Origin of the sequence: Sporomusa termitida, assembly GCF_007641255.1 — a bacterium.
Classification (GTDB): Bacteria; Bacillota; Negativicutes; order Sporomusales; family Sporomusaceae; genus Sporomusa; species Sporomusa termitida.
Genome location: NZ_CP036259.1, coordinates 278,521 through 292,363, shown reverse-complemented (window position 1 = coordinate 292,363; position 13,843 = coordinate 278,521). Strand labels below are relative to the sequence as shown.

The 13,843-nt window shown below is 52.6% G+C and carries 13 protein-coding genes; 2 read left to right on the top strand and 11 right to left on the bottom strand.

Annotated features, from left to right (window positions below; translation table 11 throughout):
• Positions 1–12 precede the first annotated feature (12 nt).
• Both hpsG and SPTER_RS01375 read right to left on the bottom strand, forming a co-directional pair.
• A complete protein-coding gene (gene hpsG, locus SPTER_RS01380; protein ID WP_144348722.1) occupies positions 13–2,490 on the bottom strand; it encodes a (2S)-3-sulfopropanediol dehydratase in 2,478 nt (825 codons plus the stop codon).
• A gap of 162 nt (positions 2,491–2,652) precedes the next feature.
• A complete protein-coding gene (locus tag SPTER_RS01375; RefSeq protein ID WP_144348721.1) occupies positions 2,653–3,516 on the bottom strand; it encodes a 4Fe-4S dicluster domain-containing protein in 864 nt (287 codons plus the stop codon).
• A 260-nt stretch (positions 3,517–3,776) separates the two neighbouring features.
• Between SPTER_RS01375 and SPTER_RS01370 the strand changes: the two genes are divergently transcribed.
• Positions 3,777–4,697, top strand: coding sequence for a LysR family transcriptional regulator (locus SPTER_RS01370; RefSeq protein ID WP_144348720.1), 921 nt, complete (start codon positions 3,777–3,779; stop codon positions 4,695–4,697).
• Between the two features lie 276 nt (positions 4,698–4,973).
• Positions 4,974–6,605, top strand: a complete 1,632-nt coding sequence (pruA, locus tag SPTER_RS01365; RefSeq protein WP_144348719.1) for an L-glutamate gamma-semialdehyde dehydrogenase — start codon at positions 4,974–4,976, stop codon at positions 6,603–6,605.
• A gap of 118 nt (positions 6,606–6,723) precedes the next feature.
• On the opposite strand, the gene SPTER_RS01360 is transcribed toward pruA, so the two are convergent.
• The 9 genes from SPTER_RS01360 to SPTER_RS01330 form a co-directional block, all read right to left on the bottom strand.
• Positions 6,724–7,509, bottom strand: a complete 786-nt coding sequence (locus SPTER_RS01360; RefSeq protein ID WP_144348718.1) for a short-chain-enoyl-CoA hydratase — start codon at positions 7,507–7,509, stop codon at positions 6,724–6,726.
• Between the two features lie 24 nt (positions 7,510–7,533).
• Positions 7,534–8,388, bottom strand: a complete 855-nt coding sequence (locus SPTER_RS01355) for a 3-hydroxybutyryl-CoA dehydrogenase (protein ID WP_144348717.1) — start codon at positions 8,386–8,388, stop codon at positions 7,534–7,536.
• Positions 8,389–8,414: 26 nt separating this feature from the next.
• Entirely contained in the window at positions 8,415–9,614 is a 1,200-nt protein-coding gene (locus SPTER_RS01350) for an electron transfer flavoprotein subunit alpha (RefSeq protein ID WP_144348716.1), read from the bottom strand.
• A 14-nt stretch (positions 9,615–9,628) separates the two neighbouring features.
• A complete protein-coding gene (locus tag SPTER_RS01345) occupies positions 9,629–10,414 on the bottom strand; it encodes an electron transfer flavoprotein subunit beta/FixA family protein (protein WP_144348715.1) in 786 nt (261 codons plus the stop codon).
• A gap of 42 nt (positions 10,415–10,456) precedes the next feature.
• Positions 10,457–11,596 carry an acyl-CoA dehydrogenase gene (locus tag SPTER_RS01340; RefSeq protein ID WP_144348714.1) on the bottom strand — a complete coding sequence of 380 codons (1,140 nt, stop codon included), beginning with the start codon at positions 11,594–11,596 and terminating at the stop codon, positions 10,457–10,459.
• A gap of 80 nt (positions 11,597–11,676) precedes the next feature.
• Positions 11,677–12,858: an acetyl-CoA C-acetyltransferase gene (locus SPTER_RS01335; RefSeq protein ID WP_144348713.1), complete on the bottom strand. Its 1,182-nt coding sequence runs from the start codon at positions 12,856–12,858 to the stop codon at positions 11,677–11,679.
• Between the two features lie 9 nt (positions 12,859–12,867).
• Positions 12,868–13,035: a hypothetical protein gene (locus tag SPTER_RS24465; protein ID WP_170233094.1), complete on the bottom strand. Its 168-nt coding sequence runs from the start codon at positions 13,033–13,035 to the stop codon at positions 12,868–12,870.
• Between the two features lie 69 nt (positions 13,036–13,104).
• Positions 13,105–13,233, bottom strand: a complete 129-nt coding sequence (locus SPTER_RS25530) for a hypothetical protein (RefSeq protein WP_281289486.1) — start codon at positions 13,231–13,233, stop codon at positions 13,105–13,107.
• Positions 13,203–13,811 (bottom strand): hypothetical protein, encoded by a 609-nt coding sequence (locus SPTER_RS01330; RefSeq protein WP_144348712.1) that lies wholly within the window; start codon positions 13,809–13,811, stop codon positions 13,203–13,205. The genes SPTER_RS25530 and SPTER_RS01330 overlap by 31 nt, the downstream gene beginning before the upstream one ends.
• Positions 13,812–13,843 lie beyond the last annotated feature (32 nt).

Sequence of the window (13,843 nt, the reverse complement as noted above, 5' to 3'; positions counted from 1 at the left end):
AGCTATTATCTATCAGATAGCAGTATGCTCGGTACGGGCAATAAGATCATCCTGCAAATCGGGGGATAAATCGGTAAAATAGGCGCTGTAGCCGGCTATGCGCACAATCAGATTGCGGTATTTCTCCGGATCTTTCTTCGCGGCCAGCAGGGTTGCCCGGTTAATTACATTAAACTGCAGGTGCCATAATTTCAAATCACACCAGGTCCGGATAAAAGCAACCAGCTTATCGGTTCCCCCCTCACCGGCCACACACGCAGGGCTCAATTTCACATTTAACAGCCGGGCCGCCCGTTCCCTAAAGCCGGTATTTTTGGACATGTAGTTTGACAGCAGCACGGCTGTAGGGCCATTCACATCAGCCCCCTGCGAGGCTGAAGACCCGTCAGACAGCGGCGTATAAGCCTTTCGGCCGTTAGGGGTTGCACTGACCACTTTGCCAAAAGGCACATGGGAGGTAAAGGGCACCAGGCGCAGATCCAGGTGTACACCCAATTCTTTTGAATATTTTCTGGTAAATTGCAGGCACTGACGGTCCAGTTCTTTGGCAATCGCATCCGCATAAGGGTCATCATTGCCATATTTAGGCGCATTAAGGAGTAATTGCCGGATTACTTCCCGGCCCTCAAAATTGCATTCCATCGCCGCAACCAGTTCGGCCATCGTTACTGTTTTCTCTTCATAAACCAGCTTTTTAATGGCTGCCAGCGAATCCACGACCGTGCCATAGCCCATAAATTCAAAATAGCCTAAATCAATGCCGCCTTCAATAACCGGGGTGTGAATATCCTTATAGTGCTGCATGCACAGATCATGCAGGGCCGATCCCAGCGGCCAGGCGAAATGCCGCGCCCGCAGATTAATAATGACCTGTTGTTGAATAAAGGCATGTTTCAGAAAATTAATATGCTGCGTTAAATAGGCCTGCCAGAACTCTTCCCAGGTTGCAAAATCCCGGGGATCTCCCGTTTCCGGCCCAATCTGCTCGTTCCCGTGGAGTTGCATTTTTCCGTTGTAGATTGTCATTTCCACAGCAGCCGGGAAATTAATATAGGCACAGGGGCTTGTATAGGTATCCCGGTTCGGCATGCGGCATTCGGCACAGCCGGACACGGCATAATCAAAAGCCTCTTCCAAGCTTGCCCCTTTTGCCAGCAGCAAAGGAACCACTTCTTCATCATTAATCAGTTTGGGAAACCCTGAGCCTTCCTTGATTGTTTCCGCCACCTCGTATAGATACCGCGCCGGCACCCGTCCATGAATGCGGGCGGCAAGATCGGGATAATGCAGGGGAAATTCGCGTTTAGACTGCAAAAACAGGTAAGTCAGCTCGTTGGTGGCATCCCGGCCTTCAGGCGTCTGCCCGCCGATGGTTACGGCTTCCCAATGGGCATAGCCTTCATTAAAGGCGCCTCCGGTTGGCGAGATATACAGGTCAATAAACTGAGCCATCGCCAGCCACATGCATTCCAGTAACTGCAGGGCGGCTGCTGCTGACAGCACGCCTGCTTCGATATCCTGCTGGTAAAAGGGATACAGGTACTGGTCCATACGGCCGTTGGATATAATGGTCCCGGTCTTTTGCTCCAGCCGGGAAAACATTTGGGTAAACCACTGGGCTTGCATCGCTTCCCGGAAATTACGGGCCGGGTTTTCCGGCACCCACCGGCATATGTCCGCAATCTGCCGTAACTCCGCCTGGCGTGACAGGTCGGCTTCCTGTGCAGCCAGTTTTTCGGCAAGGTCGGCATGCCGGTTAGCCCAGAGAATAATTGCCTCACAAGCAATAACCACGGCCTGCAGGAAAGGGGCTTTTTCCATGGTATCAACCGGACTTAAGGGGTCTAACCGGGAAAGCTTTTCTCTGGCTTCTGCTTTTATGCCTTTAAAACCGCGTTTCAATACCTTTTCATAGTCATGTACCCATTGAATTGAAGATCGGAAAGACGCTGTTTCGTTAACAATAAACCTTGATTTCAGCGGATCTTCCGGATCATAGGTATATTTCAGCGTTTCTTGCGGCAGGGCTTTGGCCAGATTTTCATGAAAAGTTTTCCCTTGCCAGTACGGGGCAATCTCCTCAATAACAATCCGGGCATCAGCCGCCGCTATGTTAAAGGGCGACTCAACCCGGGTTGGCATTTGCTCAATGGCCTGACCAAGGAAATCACCATCCAGCTCAGGATATAAAATGCCATACCGCCCGGGTGAGCCGGCTCTGCCTACCAGCTGCTGATGGTCATCGATATAGACAGTGATATGTTCGGCAATATGTTTCAACGCTTTCGACCAGCGGAGAATAAGCGGTTCTCCCTCGGTTTGCCGAAAAGACTCGGTAAAATATTTAGCCCGCTCCACATCAACACGCGGCTTAGTGGCGGCAAATGTATTCAGGATGTTATAGGTCCGCTGCCGCGTGTGCAGCACGGGATTGCCTGCGATCTCGGCCTGGAGCCGCCGTTCCTGGGGTGACAAGACAATATCCGGCATATTTCTTCGTCCTCTCTGTATCTAGTAACTTTAAGTTAAGAAACAAAAAAAGCTCAAGCCTAAGACGCCACAAACATGGCGTACTAGGTCTTCAGCTTTCTGATCAACCAATTATCATTTAATTAGTGAAAGTATAGCAACAGATAGCGGCTATGTCAATCCTTATTCGGCCGCAGCCGCCACTTTTTCCACCTGGGCGGCAATGGCTGCTGCTCCGTGTCTGGCCATAACCATGCTTAGACGCTGTCCCTTATCGGCCAGTTCCTGATACACCGCCAGGATTGCTTCCAGGTAAGGGATAACCTCTTCCTCAGCCACAAAAGTGGCAATAAGCGCAGCGTCGTTAGGGTAACGGCCCCCTTTACCACCGGCAAAAATGTGATAACCCACCCGGCCTGTCTTTAGCGCCTGCTTCGGGCACAGCCGTACGCAAACGCCGCAGGCCAGACATTGGTCATAATCGATGGCTAATGTTTCATTGTCAATCGCCATCGCTTGCGCCGGACAGCGCTTTACACAGGCGCCGCATTTTACACAAAGCTCATGGTCAACGACCGGTTCAGCGGCCCCCCTAAAGCCAATATCATGGGCCTGGGGTTTCGTACAGGCATTGGCACAGCCGCTGACGGCAAATTTGGTTTTCGCCGGCAAATCGCGGCCCACAAATTCAGCATCCAGCCGGGCTGCCAGGGCCTCGGTATTCACTAAGCCGTACGGGCAGGTGTTCGTGCCGGGACAGGCAACCACCGGCCGTATCCGCAAGCCGCACACCGCCGGCAGCAGGCCGGCAGCCAGTACAGCCTGACGGGCTTCTTCAAACTGTTCTTCTTTTACCCCGGGAATTTCCATCCCCTGGCGGATGGTCACATGGACCTTGCCGGTCCCGAACCGCTCGGCCAGTTCAGCCACTTTACACAAGTCGGCGGCAGTAATATTGCCGGCCCGGTTGCGCAGGCGCATAAGCAGCAAGCCCGGCTGACGCTGCGGAATAAATCCATATTTTTTAAAATCCGGTTTTTTGCTCATTACATTTTCTCCTCCCCTGTCCTCTTATTATCTACTATAGAGGGCTATTCCTGTTTTTGTCAACTTCTGTATGCTGGGAAAATAAAGAAAACATGGTTTACAATCAGCCTTGCCTTCTCACATTTTACCTGAACAAATAACATTAAAATTGTAAAATTAAGTAGCATGTGTGGCCTGTATATAGTATATTTAAGCTAAGGTGTAAACCGGCATTGCTTGTCTGAGGGAGTAAAAATTTGCAGCCTGGGAGGTTGGCACTCTTGTCACTTTCAAAATATGAGATATTCAGCACAATTGTTGAAGCAGGCAGTTTAACCAAGGCTGCAGAGAAGCTTAACCTGACTCAGTCCGGGGTCAGCTACGCCGTCTCCACCCTGGAAGCCGAGCTGGGATTTGCTTTGCTTAAACGCGATCGTTCAGGCATTAGCCTGACAAGCAACGGCGAACGCATTCTTAAGCATGTCCAGCGAATCCTGCATGAAGAAATGCTCTTGCGACAGGAAACAGCAGCGATCAAAGGGTTTGACACCGGCACCGTCCGTTTAGGAACACTGTCCAGTGTCTCCATGCAGTGGCTGCCTGAGATTTTAGCCCGGTTTAGCGAAAGCCATCCCCAGATTGAGGTTAAAACCTATCTGGGCTGCTATGATGAAATGAATGACTGGATAGCCGGCGGCACTGTCGATTTTGGGTTTGTATCCTTGCCGATTTCCAAACCGTTTGAAACAATTCCTTTGAAAAAGGATAAACTGGTTGTTATCCTGCCCCCGGATCACCCGTTGCGCCATCAGCAGGTTATTGCCTATGCCCAGATCAAAGATGAATCTTTTATTATGCCCCAGTGGGGCAGTGACGATAATATTAAACGCCTTTTGAATGAACATAAATTAAACCTGCAAATCAGGTATGAGCTAATGGAGGAGCGAACAATTCTGGCCATGGTCCAAAAGGGCTTGGGTATCAGCATTCTGCCGGAACTAATTTTAGTGAATGTGCCTGACAACGTCCATGTCGTGGATTTGGCGGAGCAGGATTATCGGATTATTGGCATAGCGGCTCTGTCTCTAAAAAATATATCTCCGGCCGCTAAAAAGTTTCTGAATTGTATCCGATCCTGGTTGCAGGAGAATAATATGCTTGATTTTGATAATAGTCATGCCGCTAAACGGGCATCCTCTTAGAAGAAAATGCTGCTAGCCTGGTTCTGCTTACTGCCGAGCCAGGCTATTTTTTCTAAGCATACCAGGCTGGCAGCCGATAGTTCAAAAAAAGTGAAGTAATGTATTAGATAATTTGAATTTACTTAGTCCTGTTTTTAATGTAAGCTGATATTAGGCAGGTTTTATGCCTGTATAAGTTTTCAATCAATCAGCAGGTCAGAAAACAGCAAGAGTAAGACCAGACGGCGCTTGGGTATTTTCAGACCTTGTATCAAAATAAACCAGGGAGGAATTTAAATGAACAATGCTTATTTCCAAGTCAAACCTCCGGTCAATGAACCTATTAAAGGTTACCTGCCGGGATCACCGGAAAGTGTTGCCCTAAAGGCAGAGCTGGAGAAACAATTAGCAAATCCGGTTGAAGTACCGCTTATTATTGCCGGCAAAGAAATTCGCACAGCAAACAAAGCCAATATGATTTGCCCCCATGATCATCAAAAAGTACTTGGGCAGTATTATATAGCCGGTGAACAAGAACTGCTGATGGCCATTACTGCCGCAGAAACAGCAAGAGAAGAATGGGAGAATATGTCCTGGGAACACCGGGCTACTATTTTCTTAAAAGCAGCAGATTTATTAACAGGAAAGTATAGAGCAAAATTGTCGGCCGCTTGTATGCTGGGACAAAGCAAGAACCCGTTCCAGTCGGAAATTGACGTTATCTGCGAAATGGCAGATTTCCTCCGTTTTAATGCTTATTTCGTGCAGGAGATCTATAAACAGCAGCCGCTGAGCACCGACGGCGTCTGGAACCGTGTGGAGTACCGGGCCCTTGACGGGTTTGTTGCCGCCATCACCCCGTTCAACTTTACCTCCATCGGCGGCAACCTTTCCACAGCCCCGGCGATGTGCGGTAATACTGTTTTATGGAAACCATCCTCAACCGCTGTCCTGTCCAACTATTATTTCATGCAAATCCTCATCGAGGCCGGCCTGCCGGCAGGGGTTATCAACTTTGTACCCTGCCGGGGAACCGATTTCGGCCGAGTGGTAGTCCCCCATCCCCGTATGGCCGGTTTTCATTTTACCGGCTCCACCGCCGTATTCAATGAAATCTGGAGCCAGGTCGGACAAAACATTAACAACTATGTTACCTATCCGCGGCTTGTTGGCGAGACAGGCGGCAAGGACTTTATCTTTGCCCATGAGTCGGCTGACGTGGACGCACTGACCTGCGCCATCGTCCTGGGAGCATTTGAATTCCAGGGCCAAAAGTGCTCGGCCGCTTCCCGCGCCTACATCCCGGCAAGCCTGTGGCCCAGCGTAAAGAAACGCCTTGAAGAGGAAATCAGCAAAGTTAAACTAGGCGATGTCCGTGACTTTACCAATCTTATGAATGCGGTTATTGATAAAAATTCCTTCGATAACATCAAAGGGTATCTTGACTATGCCCGGCAGTCTGCCGATGCGGAAATCCTCATTGGCGGCGGCTGCGACGACAGTGTGGGCTATTTTGTCGAGCCCACTGTGATCCTGGCCAAAACACCAACCTTCAAAACCATGGTGGAGGAGATCTTTGGCCCGGTAATCACCATTTATGTATATCCTAATGACCAATTGGAGGAAACCATAAAATCGTGCGATACGGCAACCGGCTATGCCTTAACCGGTGCAGTTTTCGCCCAGGACCGAGCCGCCATAATCAAGCTGGCCAAAGCCCTTGATCATGCCGCCGGCAATTTCTATATTAACGACAAGCCGACCGGTGCGGTGGTTGGCCAGCAGCCCTTCGGCGGCAGCCGCGGTTCCGGCACCAATGACAAAGCGGGGAGCGCAATCAACCTGTACCGCTGGATGAATCAGCGGGCGATTAAAGAAACCCTGGTGCCGCGCACCGTTGTAAACTACCCGTACATGACAGAGAAATAAAAACCGGGAGATTATCCCAACCTGCACAGGGGCTGCCTCAGTTATACTGAGGCAGCCCCTTGTTGCTGTCGGTATGGCTAATCGCCGGTTATGTTTGTAACAGCCTGATATTTAGGCTTTACTGAGCAGTGAAACGGGCCTTGCGCTTTTCAACAAAAGCCGTCATACCTTCTTTTTGATCTTTGGTAGCGAAACATAAGCCAAAAACCTCGGCCTCATAGGCAATGCCAGACTCCAAATCCATATCCATTCCCTCATTGACCGCAGCCTTACCTAATCTTACGGCAATCCCGGCCCGGGACATGATTTTTTCAGCTAGCGCCCTGGCACTGGCCATAAGGTCACTGCTTGCCGTCACTTTATTAACAAGGCCGATACGGTAGGCCTCCTGCGCATCAATAATATCGCCGGTAAATATCAGTTCTTTGGCCCGTCCTTTACCGACCAGACGGGACAAACGCTGCGTGCCGGCAAAACCCGGCACTATGCCTAAGGTTACCTCCGGCTGGCCGAATTTGGCTTTGTCTGAGGCAATACGCAGGTCGCAGGCCATAGCCAGCTCACAACCGCCACCCAGTGCAAAACCGTTGACAGCAGCAATCACCGGCTGGGGCAGCTGTTCAATCTTATTAAAAACCTTTTGACCGAACTTGGCCCAATTACGCCCTTCCAGCGCCGACAAGGGCAGCATTTCCGTGATATCGGCGCCGGCAACAAAGGCTTTCTCGCCGGTGCCGGTAATAATAACTGTTTGGACCGTATCATCCCCGGCAATCACGTCCAGCAGGCTGTCCAATTCCTGCAGCATTGCCTGATTAAGGGCATTTAACGCCTGCGGGCGGTTTAAGGTAATAATACCGATCCCGGCGTCGTTTGCAAACAGAAGGTTAGCATATTGTGTCATGTCATACCTCCATACTATTTTTATTTACTTGTAATCATAGAACCCTTTACCTGATTTGCGGCCCAGATAACCGGCCTGCACCATCTTCTTTAACAGCGGGCATGGCCGGTATTTGGGATCACCATACCCGTTATGAAGCACTTCCAGAATATACAGCACCGTATCGTTGCCGATGAGATCAGATAACGCCAGTGGACCCAGCGGATGGTTAAAGCCAAGTTTAGCCACCTGATCAATGTCCTCGGCGCTCGCCACCCCTTCCATCAGCGTAAATACTGCTTCATTAATCATCAGCATCATAATGCGGTTGCCCACAAAGCCGGGAGAATCGGCCACTCTGACCGGTGATTTTCCCAATTTCTCCGCCAGCGCGGCTACCGCCGCCAGGGTATCCGCCCCGGTAGCCAGGCCGCTAATAATCTCTACCAGCTTCATAACCGGCGCCGGATTAAAAAAATGCATGCCAATTACTTTGTCCGGGCGCTTGGTGAAGGCGCCAATCGAGGTGATTGGCAAAGACGAGGTATTGGTTGCGAGGATGGTGTGAGGTGGGCATTGTTGATCCAATGTTTGAAAAATGCTGCGTTTAATATCGGCATTCTCAACAGCCGCTTCCACGACCAGATCGACATTGCAGACAGCGGCATCCAGCTCAACCGTACCTGAGATACGGCCCATAATGCTTTCTTTATCCCCGGCCGCCAGCTTCCCTTTCTCCACAGCCTTGCTTAAATTCCGTTCAATCCCGGTTAAGCCTTTTTGTACATATTCGGCCTTAATATCACGCAGGATTACGGTTAAGCCGCCCTGGGCCATAACCTGGGCAATCCCGCTGCCCATTTGGCCTGCGCCAATAATCAGCACTTTCTTAAATTCCATAATCATCCCCCACCTGCACAGGCCTGTTAACAGGCCTGCTTAATTTTTTTAAATTCCTCAATAAGCGCCGGCAGTATCTCCAGGACATCACCGACAATCCCATAATCAGCCGCCTTGAATATCGGGGCGTCAGCGTCTTTGTTGATGGCGATCACGATATCGGAAGAGGACATGCCGGCCATATGCTGAATGGCACCGGAAATACCACAGGCAAAATAAATCTTGGGGCCAACCGTTTTGCCGGTCTGGCCTACCTGATGGGGCTGCGGCTTCCAGCCGGCATCAACCACGGCCCGTGACGCGCCTACGGCGCCGCCTAAGACGTTGGCCAGCTCCTCAATCAGGCCAAAGTTTTCAGCCTTACCCATGCCACGACCGCCGGAAACAATAATTTCCGACTCTTCCAGATTGCAGGCTACCGTACAAACCCGTACAGCCTCTATGAGCCTTGTGCGAATATCCTGCGCCTTTACTTTGTTTTCCACCTGTACGAGTTGCCCGCTGCGGGAATAATCCGGTTCCGGCTGCTTGAATACTTTGGGACGGACAGTGCCCATCTGCGGCCGGTGATCAGGGCAGAGAATCGTTGCCATGATATTGCCGCCAAAGGCGGGGCGTGTCCAGGCAACAAGCCCGGTTTGGGCATCAATCCCCAGATTGGTGCAATCGGCGGTTAAGCCTGTACCCACACGGCAGGCCACTCGGGGCCCCAGGTCCCGCCCGTCATTGGTTGCACCGATGAGCACAACAGCCGGTTGGTAGGTTTGAATCAAGTCCGTAAATACAGCGGTGTAACCGTCGGTCGAATAGTTCTTTAATTCCGGCCCTTCCACTGTATAGACAATATCCGCCCCGCGGGCAAATACCTCCCGGGCCAGGGGCTGTACGCTGTCGCCGATCAGAACACCGGCCAGCTTCTGTCCCATGGCATCGGCCAGCTTACGGCCTTCGCCCAATAATTCATAAGCCACGTTTTTGGCCTGGCCCTCTGTCTGTTCCACAAATACCCAGACGTCTTTATAAGCGGCCACATCGATTTGTGCTGTTTTTTCTTCCTGCTCCCGGGTAATGGCACTCACCGGGCATATTTCCACACAGGCGCCACAGGCCGTACAGGCCTCGGTAATATGGGCCTTGTCAGCCTGCATAACCAAGGCGCCGAACGGACAGGAAGCAACACAGGCCCCACAGCCGACACATTCTTCCGCATTAACTTTTACTGCCATGTTTCTCCCCTCCGCTACACAAGCTTAGCTTCTACCAATTTATTAATAAGCATACCTGCCGCTTCCCGGGCGGTATCGGCCTGAATCAGTTCTCCCTGCACCCGCTGGGGGGGAGTAAAAATCCGCCTGACCTGCGTTGGCGAGCCTTTCAGCCCCAACCGCTGCGGGTCAACCGTCAGCTCGGCTGCTGTCCAGACCGGAATCTGCCTGCGGTTGGCCTTCATTGTCCCCTTTACGGTAGGATAACGCGGCTCATTGATGGACTTAGTCACGGTAAGCAGCACAGGCAGGCTGGTTTCAATCACCTCATAGCCTTCTTCTTGTTCCCGCTCCAGCCGCACTGTCTGCCCGTCAAGCTCAATCCGCGAAACGCAGGTGACCTGGGCCCTGCCCAGATGCTCGGCCATCTCCGGCCCTACCTGGGCGGTATCCCCGTCAATGGCCTGCTTGCCGCAGAGTATCATATCCACTTTATCGATTTTTTTGATGGCAGCCGCCAGCGTATAGCTGGTGGCCAGGGTATCGGCACCGCCGAAAGCCCGGTCACTAATGAGCAGGGCCTCATCGGCCCCCATAGCTATACATTCTTTCAGAGCGTCCTGAGCCTGAGGCGGCCCCATCGAAATAACAGTAACCCGGCCCCCGTATTTTTCCCGGAGCTGGATAGCCGCCTCCACCGCGTTTTTGTCAAAAGGATTGACAATACTCGGCACCCCCTGGCGGATGAGGGTATTTGTCACCGGATCAATTTTTACTTCGGCCGTGTCAGGCACCTGCTTGACACAAACAACGATTTCCATTACTCTCTCTCCCCCTGTCATCTGCTACACAGCCCAGCGGCGTTACCTCAGCACACCGGCCGCGATAACCATACGCTGGACCTGATTTGTGCCTTCATAAATCTGGGTAATCTTAGCATCGCGCAGCAGCCGTTCCACCGGATACTCGCGGCTGTACCCGTAGCCGCCAAAGATTTGCACCGCATCGATAGTAACCGCCATCGCCGCATCGGAAGCATACAGTTTGGCCATCGCCGCTTCCTTTGAATACGGCCGGCCCTGATCTTTCAGATAGGCGGCGCGGTAAACCAGCAGCCGGGCGGCATCCACTTTTGTCGCCATATCGGCCAGCATAAAAGCAATGGCCTGATTAGCCGCAATCGGCTTCCCAAACTGAACCCGTTCTTTGGCGTACTTGACCGCATGCTCCAGCGCCGCCTGGGCAATGCCCAGCGCCTGGGCGGCTACGCCAATCCGGCCGCCGTCAAGGGTGCTCATGGCAATTTTAAAGCCCTCGCCCTCTTTGCCCAGTACATTTTCTTTGGGCACTCTGACATCCTGGAAGATGAGTTCGTTGGTTATTGAGGAATGGATGCCCAGCTTATGTTCCTTCTTCCCAAAGGTAAAACCAGGCATGCCTTTTTCAAGAATAAAGGCCGTAATCCCCTTAACCCCTTTGCTTCTGTCGGTTATGGCAAAGACAACATAGATTTCGGCCTCGCCGGCATTGGTAATAAACAGCTTGCTGCCATTAAGTACATAGCCGTCATCCTTACAAACTGCCACCGTTTGCTGGGCGGCGGCATCAGTCCCGGCGCTGGGCTCTGTCAGACCGAAAGCGCCCAGTTTTTCCCCTGCTGCCAGGGGCACAAGGTATTTTTGCTTCTGTTCCTCTGTTCCGTAGGCGTAAATAGGCCAGGCACACAAGGACACCGTCGCCGACAGGGTAATGCCCACCCCGGCGTCGGCCCGTGACAATTCCTCCACCGCCAGAATATAGCTCAAAACATCGGCGCCGGCACCGCCGTAGGCTTCGGGAAAGCAAATACCGCTAAAGCCCATTTCCCCCATGGCATCGGCAATGCTCCGGGAGAATTCTTCTTTTTCATCCCGTTCCCCGGCCCCTGGCGCAACGTCTTTCTCAGCAAAATCGCGCACCAGTTTCTGCATCATTAACTGGTCCTCCGTAAGCTGGAACTGCATAAATCCCGCCTCCTCATCCCATTCATCGTGCTTCTTTTCACTTGTAAGACCGGCTGCATTCCCTCACTAATCCCGGTCTATCAGCCACGCTCAACAATAATGGCAATTCCCTGCCCGCCGCCGATGCACAAGGTAGCAAGGCCAAGGCGGGCTTCTTTTTGCTCCATGGAGTGGAGCAAAGTAACCAGAATCCGGGCGCCGCTGGCGCCAATGGGATGCCCGAGGGCAATCGCCCCGCCGTGAATGTTAACCTTGTCCTTTGTGAAGTCCAGCTCCCGGCCAACAGCCAGAAACTGCGCGGCAAACGCCTCGTTGGCTTCGATCAGATCGATATCCGCAATTGTCAAACCGGCCTTGGCCAGCGCCTTGCGGGTGGCCGGTACAGGCCCCATCCCCATAACCCGGGGATCAACCCCGCCGGCAGCGTAAGCGCGGATGCGGGCCAGCGGCTTAATGCCCAGTTCCTGCGCTTTAGCCCCTGACATGACAACAAGTGCCGCCCCCCCGTCGTTAATGCCGGAAGCATTGCCGGCAGTGACGGTGCCGTCTTTTTTGAAGGCCGGTTTCAAAGCCTTCAGCTTTTCCAGGGTAGTACCTGCTTTGGGATATTCGTCGGTCACAAAAATACTGTCACCTTTTTTGCTTTTGATGACAACAGGAATAATTTCTTTCGCAAAAGCGCCTGTTTCAATAGCCTTGGCGGCTTTCTGCTGCGAGGCAAATGCCACCTCGTCCTGGGCTTCCCGGGTAATGCCATACTCGGCGGCCACATTCTCGGCAGTAATCCCCATATGGTAGTCATTAAAGGCGCACCACAGCCCGTCCTTCACCATACTGTCGGTAATTTTGGCATCGCCCATCCGGTAACCCCAGCGGGCTTTGCTGTCAAGTACATACGCGGCGTTGGTCATGCTCTCCATGCCGCCGGCAACCACGATCTCCGCATCACCGGTAAGGATGGACTGGGCTGCCAGATTGACGGCCTTGATCCCGGAACCGCATACTTTATTGATGGTATAGGCAGGAACCGCCACCGGCACGCCGGCCTGAATGGCTGCCTGCCGGGCAGGATTCTGCCCCTGGCCGCCTTGCAGCACATTGCCCATAATGACTTCATCAAGCATTTCGGCCTGAATACCGGCCCGGCTGACTGCTGCCTGCACGACAATGCGCCCCAGATCAGCAGCAGAATACGAGGCTAAGGAGCCATTAAAAGCACCAATTGGTGTTCTGACAGCACTGGCAATAACTACTTCTTTCATGTTAACCCCCTAATGATAGAGTACCAGGGCCTTCGCCCCTTCTATTTCCAGCCATTTAAAAAATAAAAACTTTTTCAGTTTGATTCTGACCGCCGCATAACCCGGCCTGGTCACAAGGGTTGCCGGGTAATAGACACTAATTGAACCGGTTTCCAGGCAGCAGTATCGGTCTCGCACTGCTGCCGCCGGTTCTCCGAGAACAACTGCCGGTACGTAACTACCTGTTACGCTTTTACCCTGGCAGATTCAGCCGCCGGTGGCCGGCTCCAGCTTCAGTTCGATCACAATGCCGGCGGCACGCCTGCTAATATAGTCTGCCGCCTCGCGGTCCAGCGTGATTGTAATCAGGATGCGGCCTCGCTTCCTGGCTGCCACACCCTGATAACGGCGGCGGCATCGTCCAGCAAAACGGCTTGCAGGGCCTCCGATTCCCCGGCGCCCACAGCCTCTCCGCCTGCCATAACCTGATCAAAGACTGCCTGGGCCAGGCCGGCGGCTAAGCCCGCCGTGCCGCCCTGGCGGTAGGCCGGCAGCAATACTTCATCAAACAGCCGCATATCCTCAGGCTGGTATTCAAACACCTCACACCAGGCCTGCAGCAATTCCGCTTCCGTCAGGCCGGCCTGCGTTAACAGCCCTTCTTTATGGGTGCTGATCATTACAAGCACGGCCGATACATAAGCCCGTAAGGCGGCAGTCATCTGCTGTTTGCTGATCTTCTTTTTTCGCTGGCGGCGGGGGAAAGCAACCTGCCGCTGGTTATCCACCCCGGCCACTGCCGCCATATATTCGTCGGCGCAAATGGCGGCAACAAGAAAGATCCGCCGCTGCACCTCATTGCCGGCAATCTTGGCTGCCCGGGCGCAAAACCGCTGAGTATGACGCCCCACATTACGGTGATAAGGACCTTTGGCCGCGGCAAAAATATCTTTGATACAGGTGATAATCGGCACAGTCATACCTCCATAACATTAAAATGGGAGCT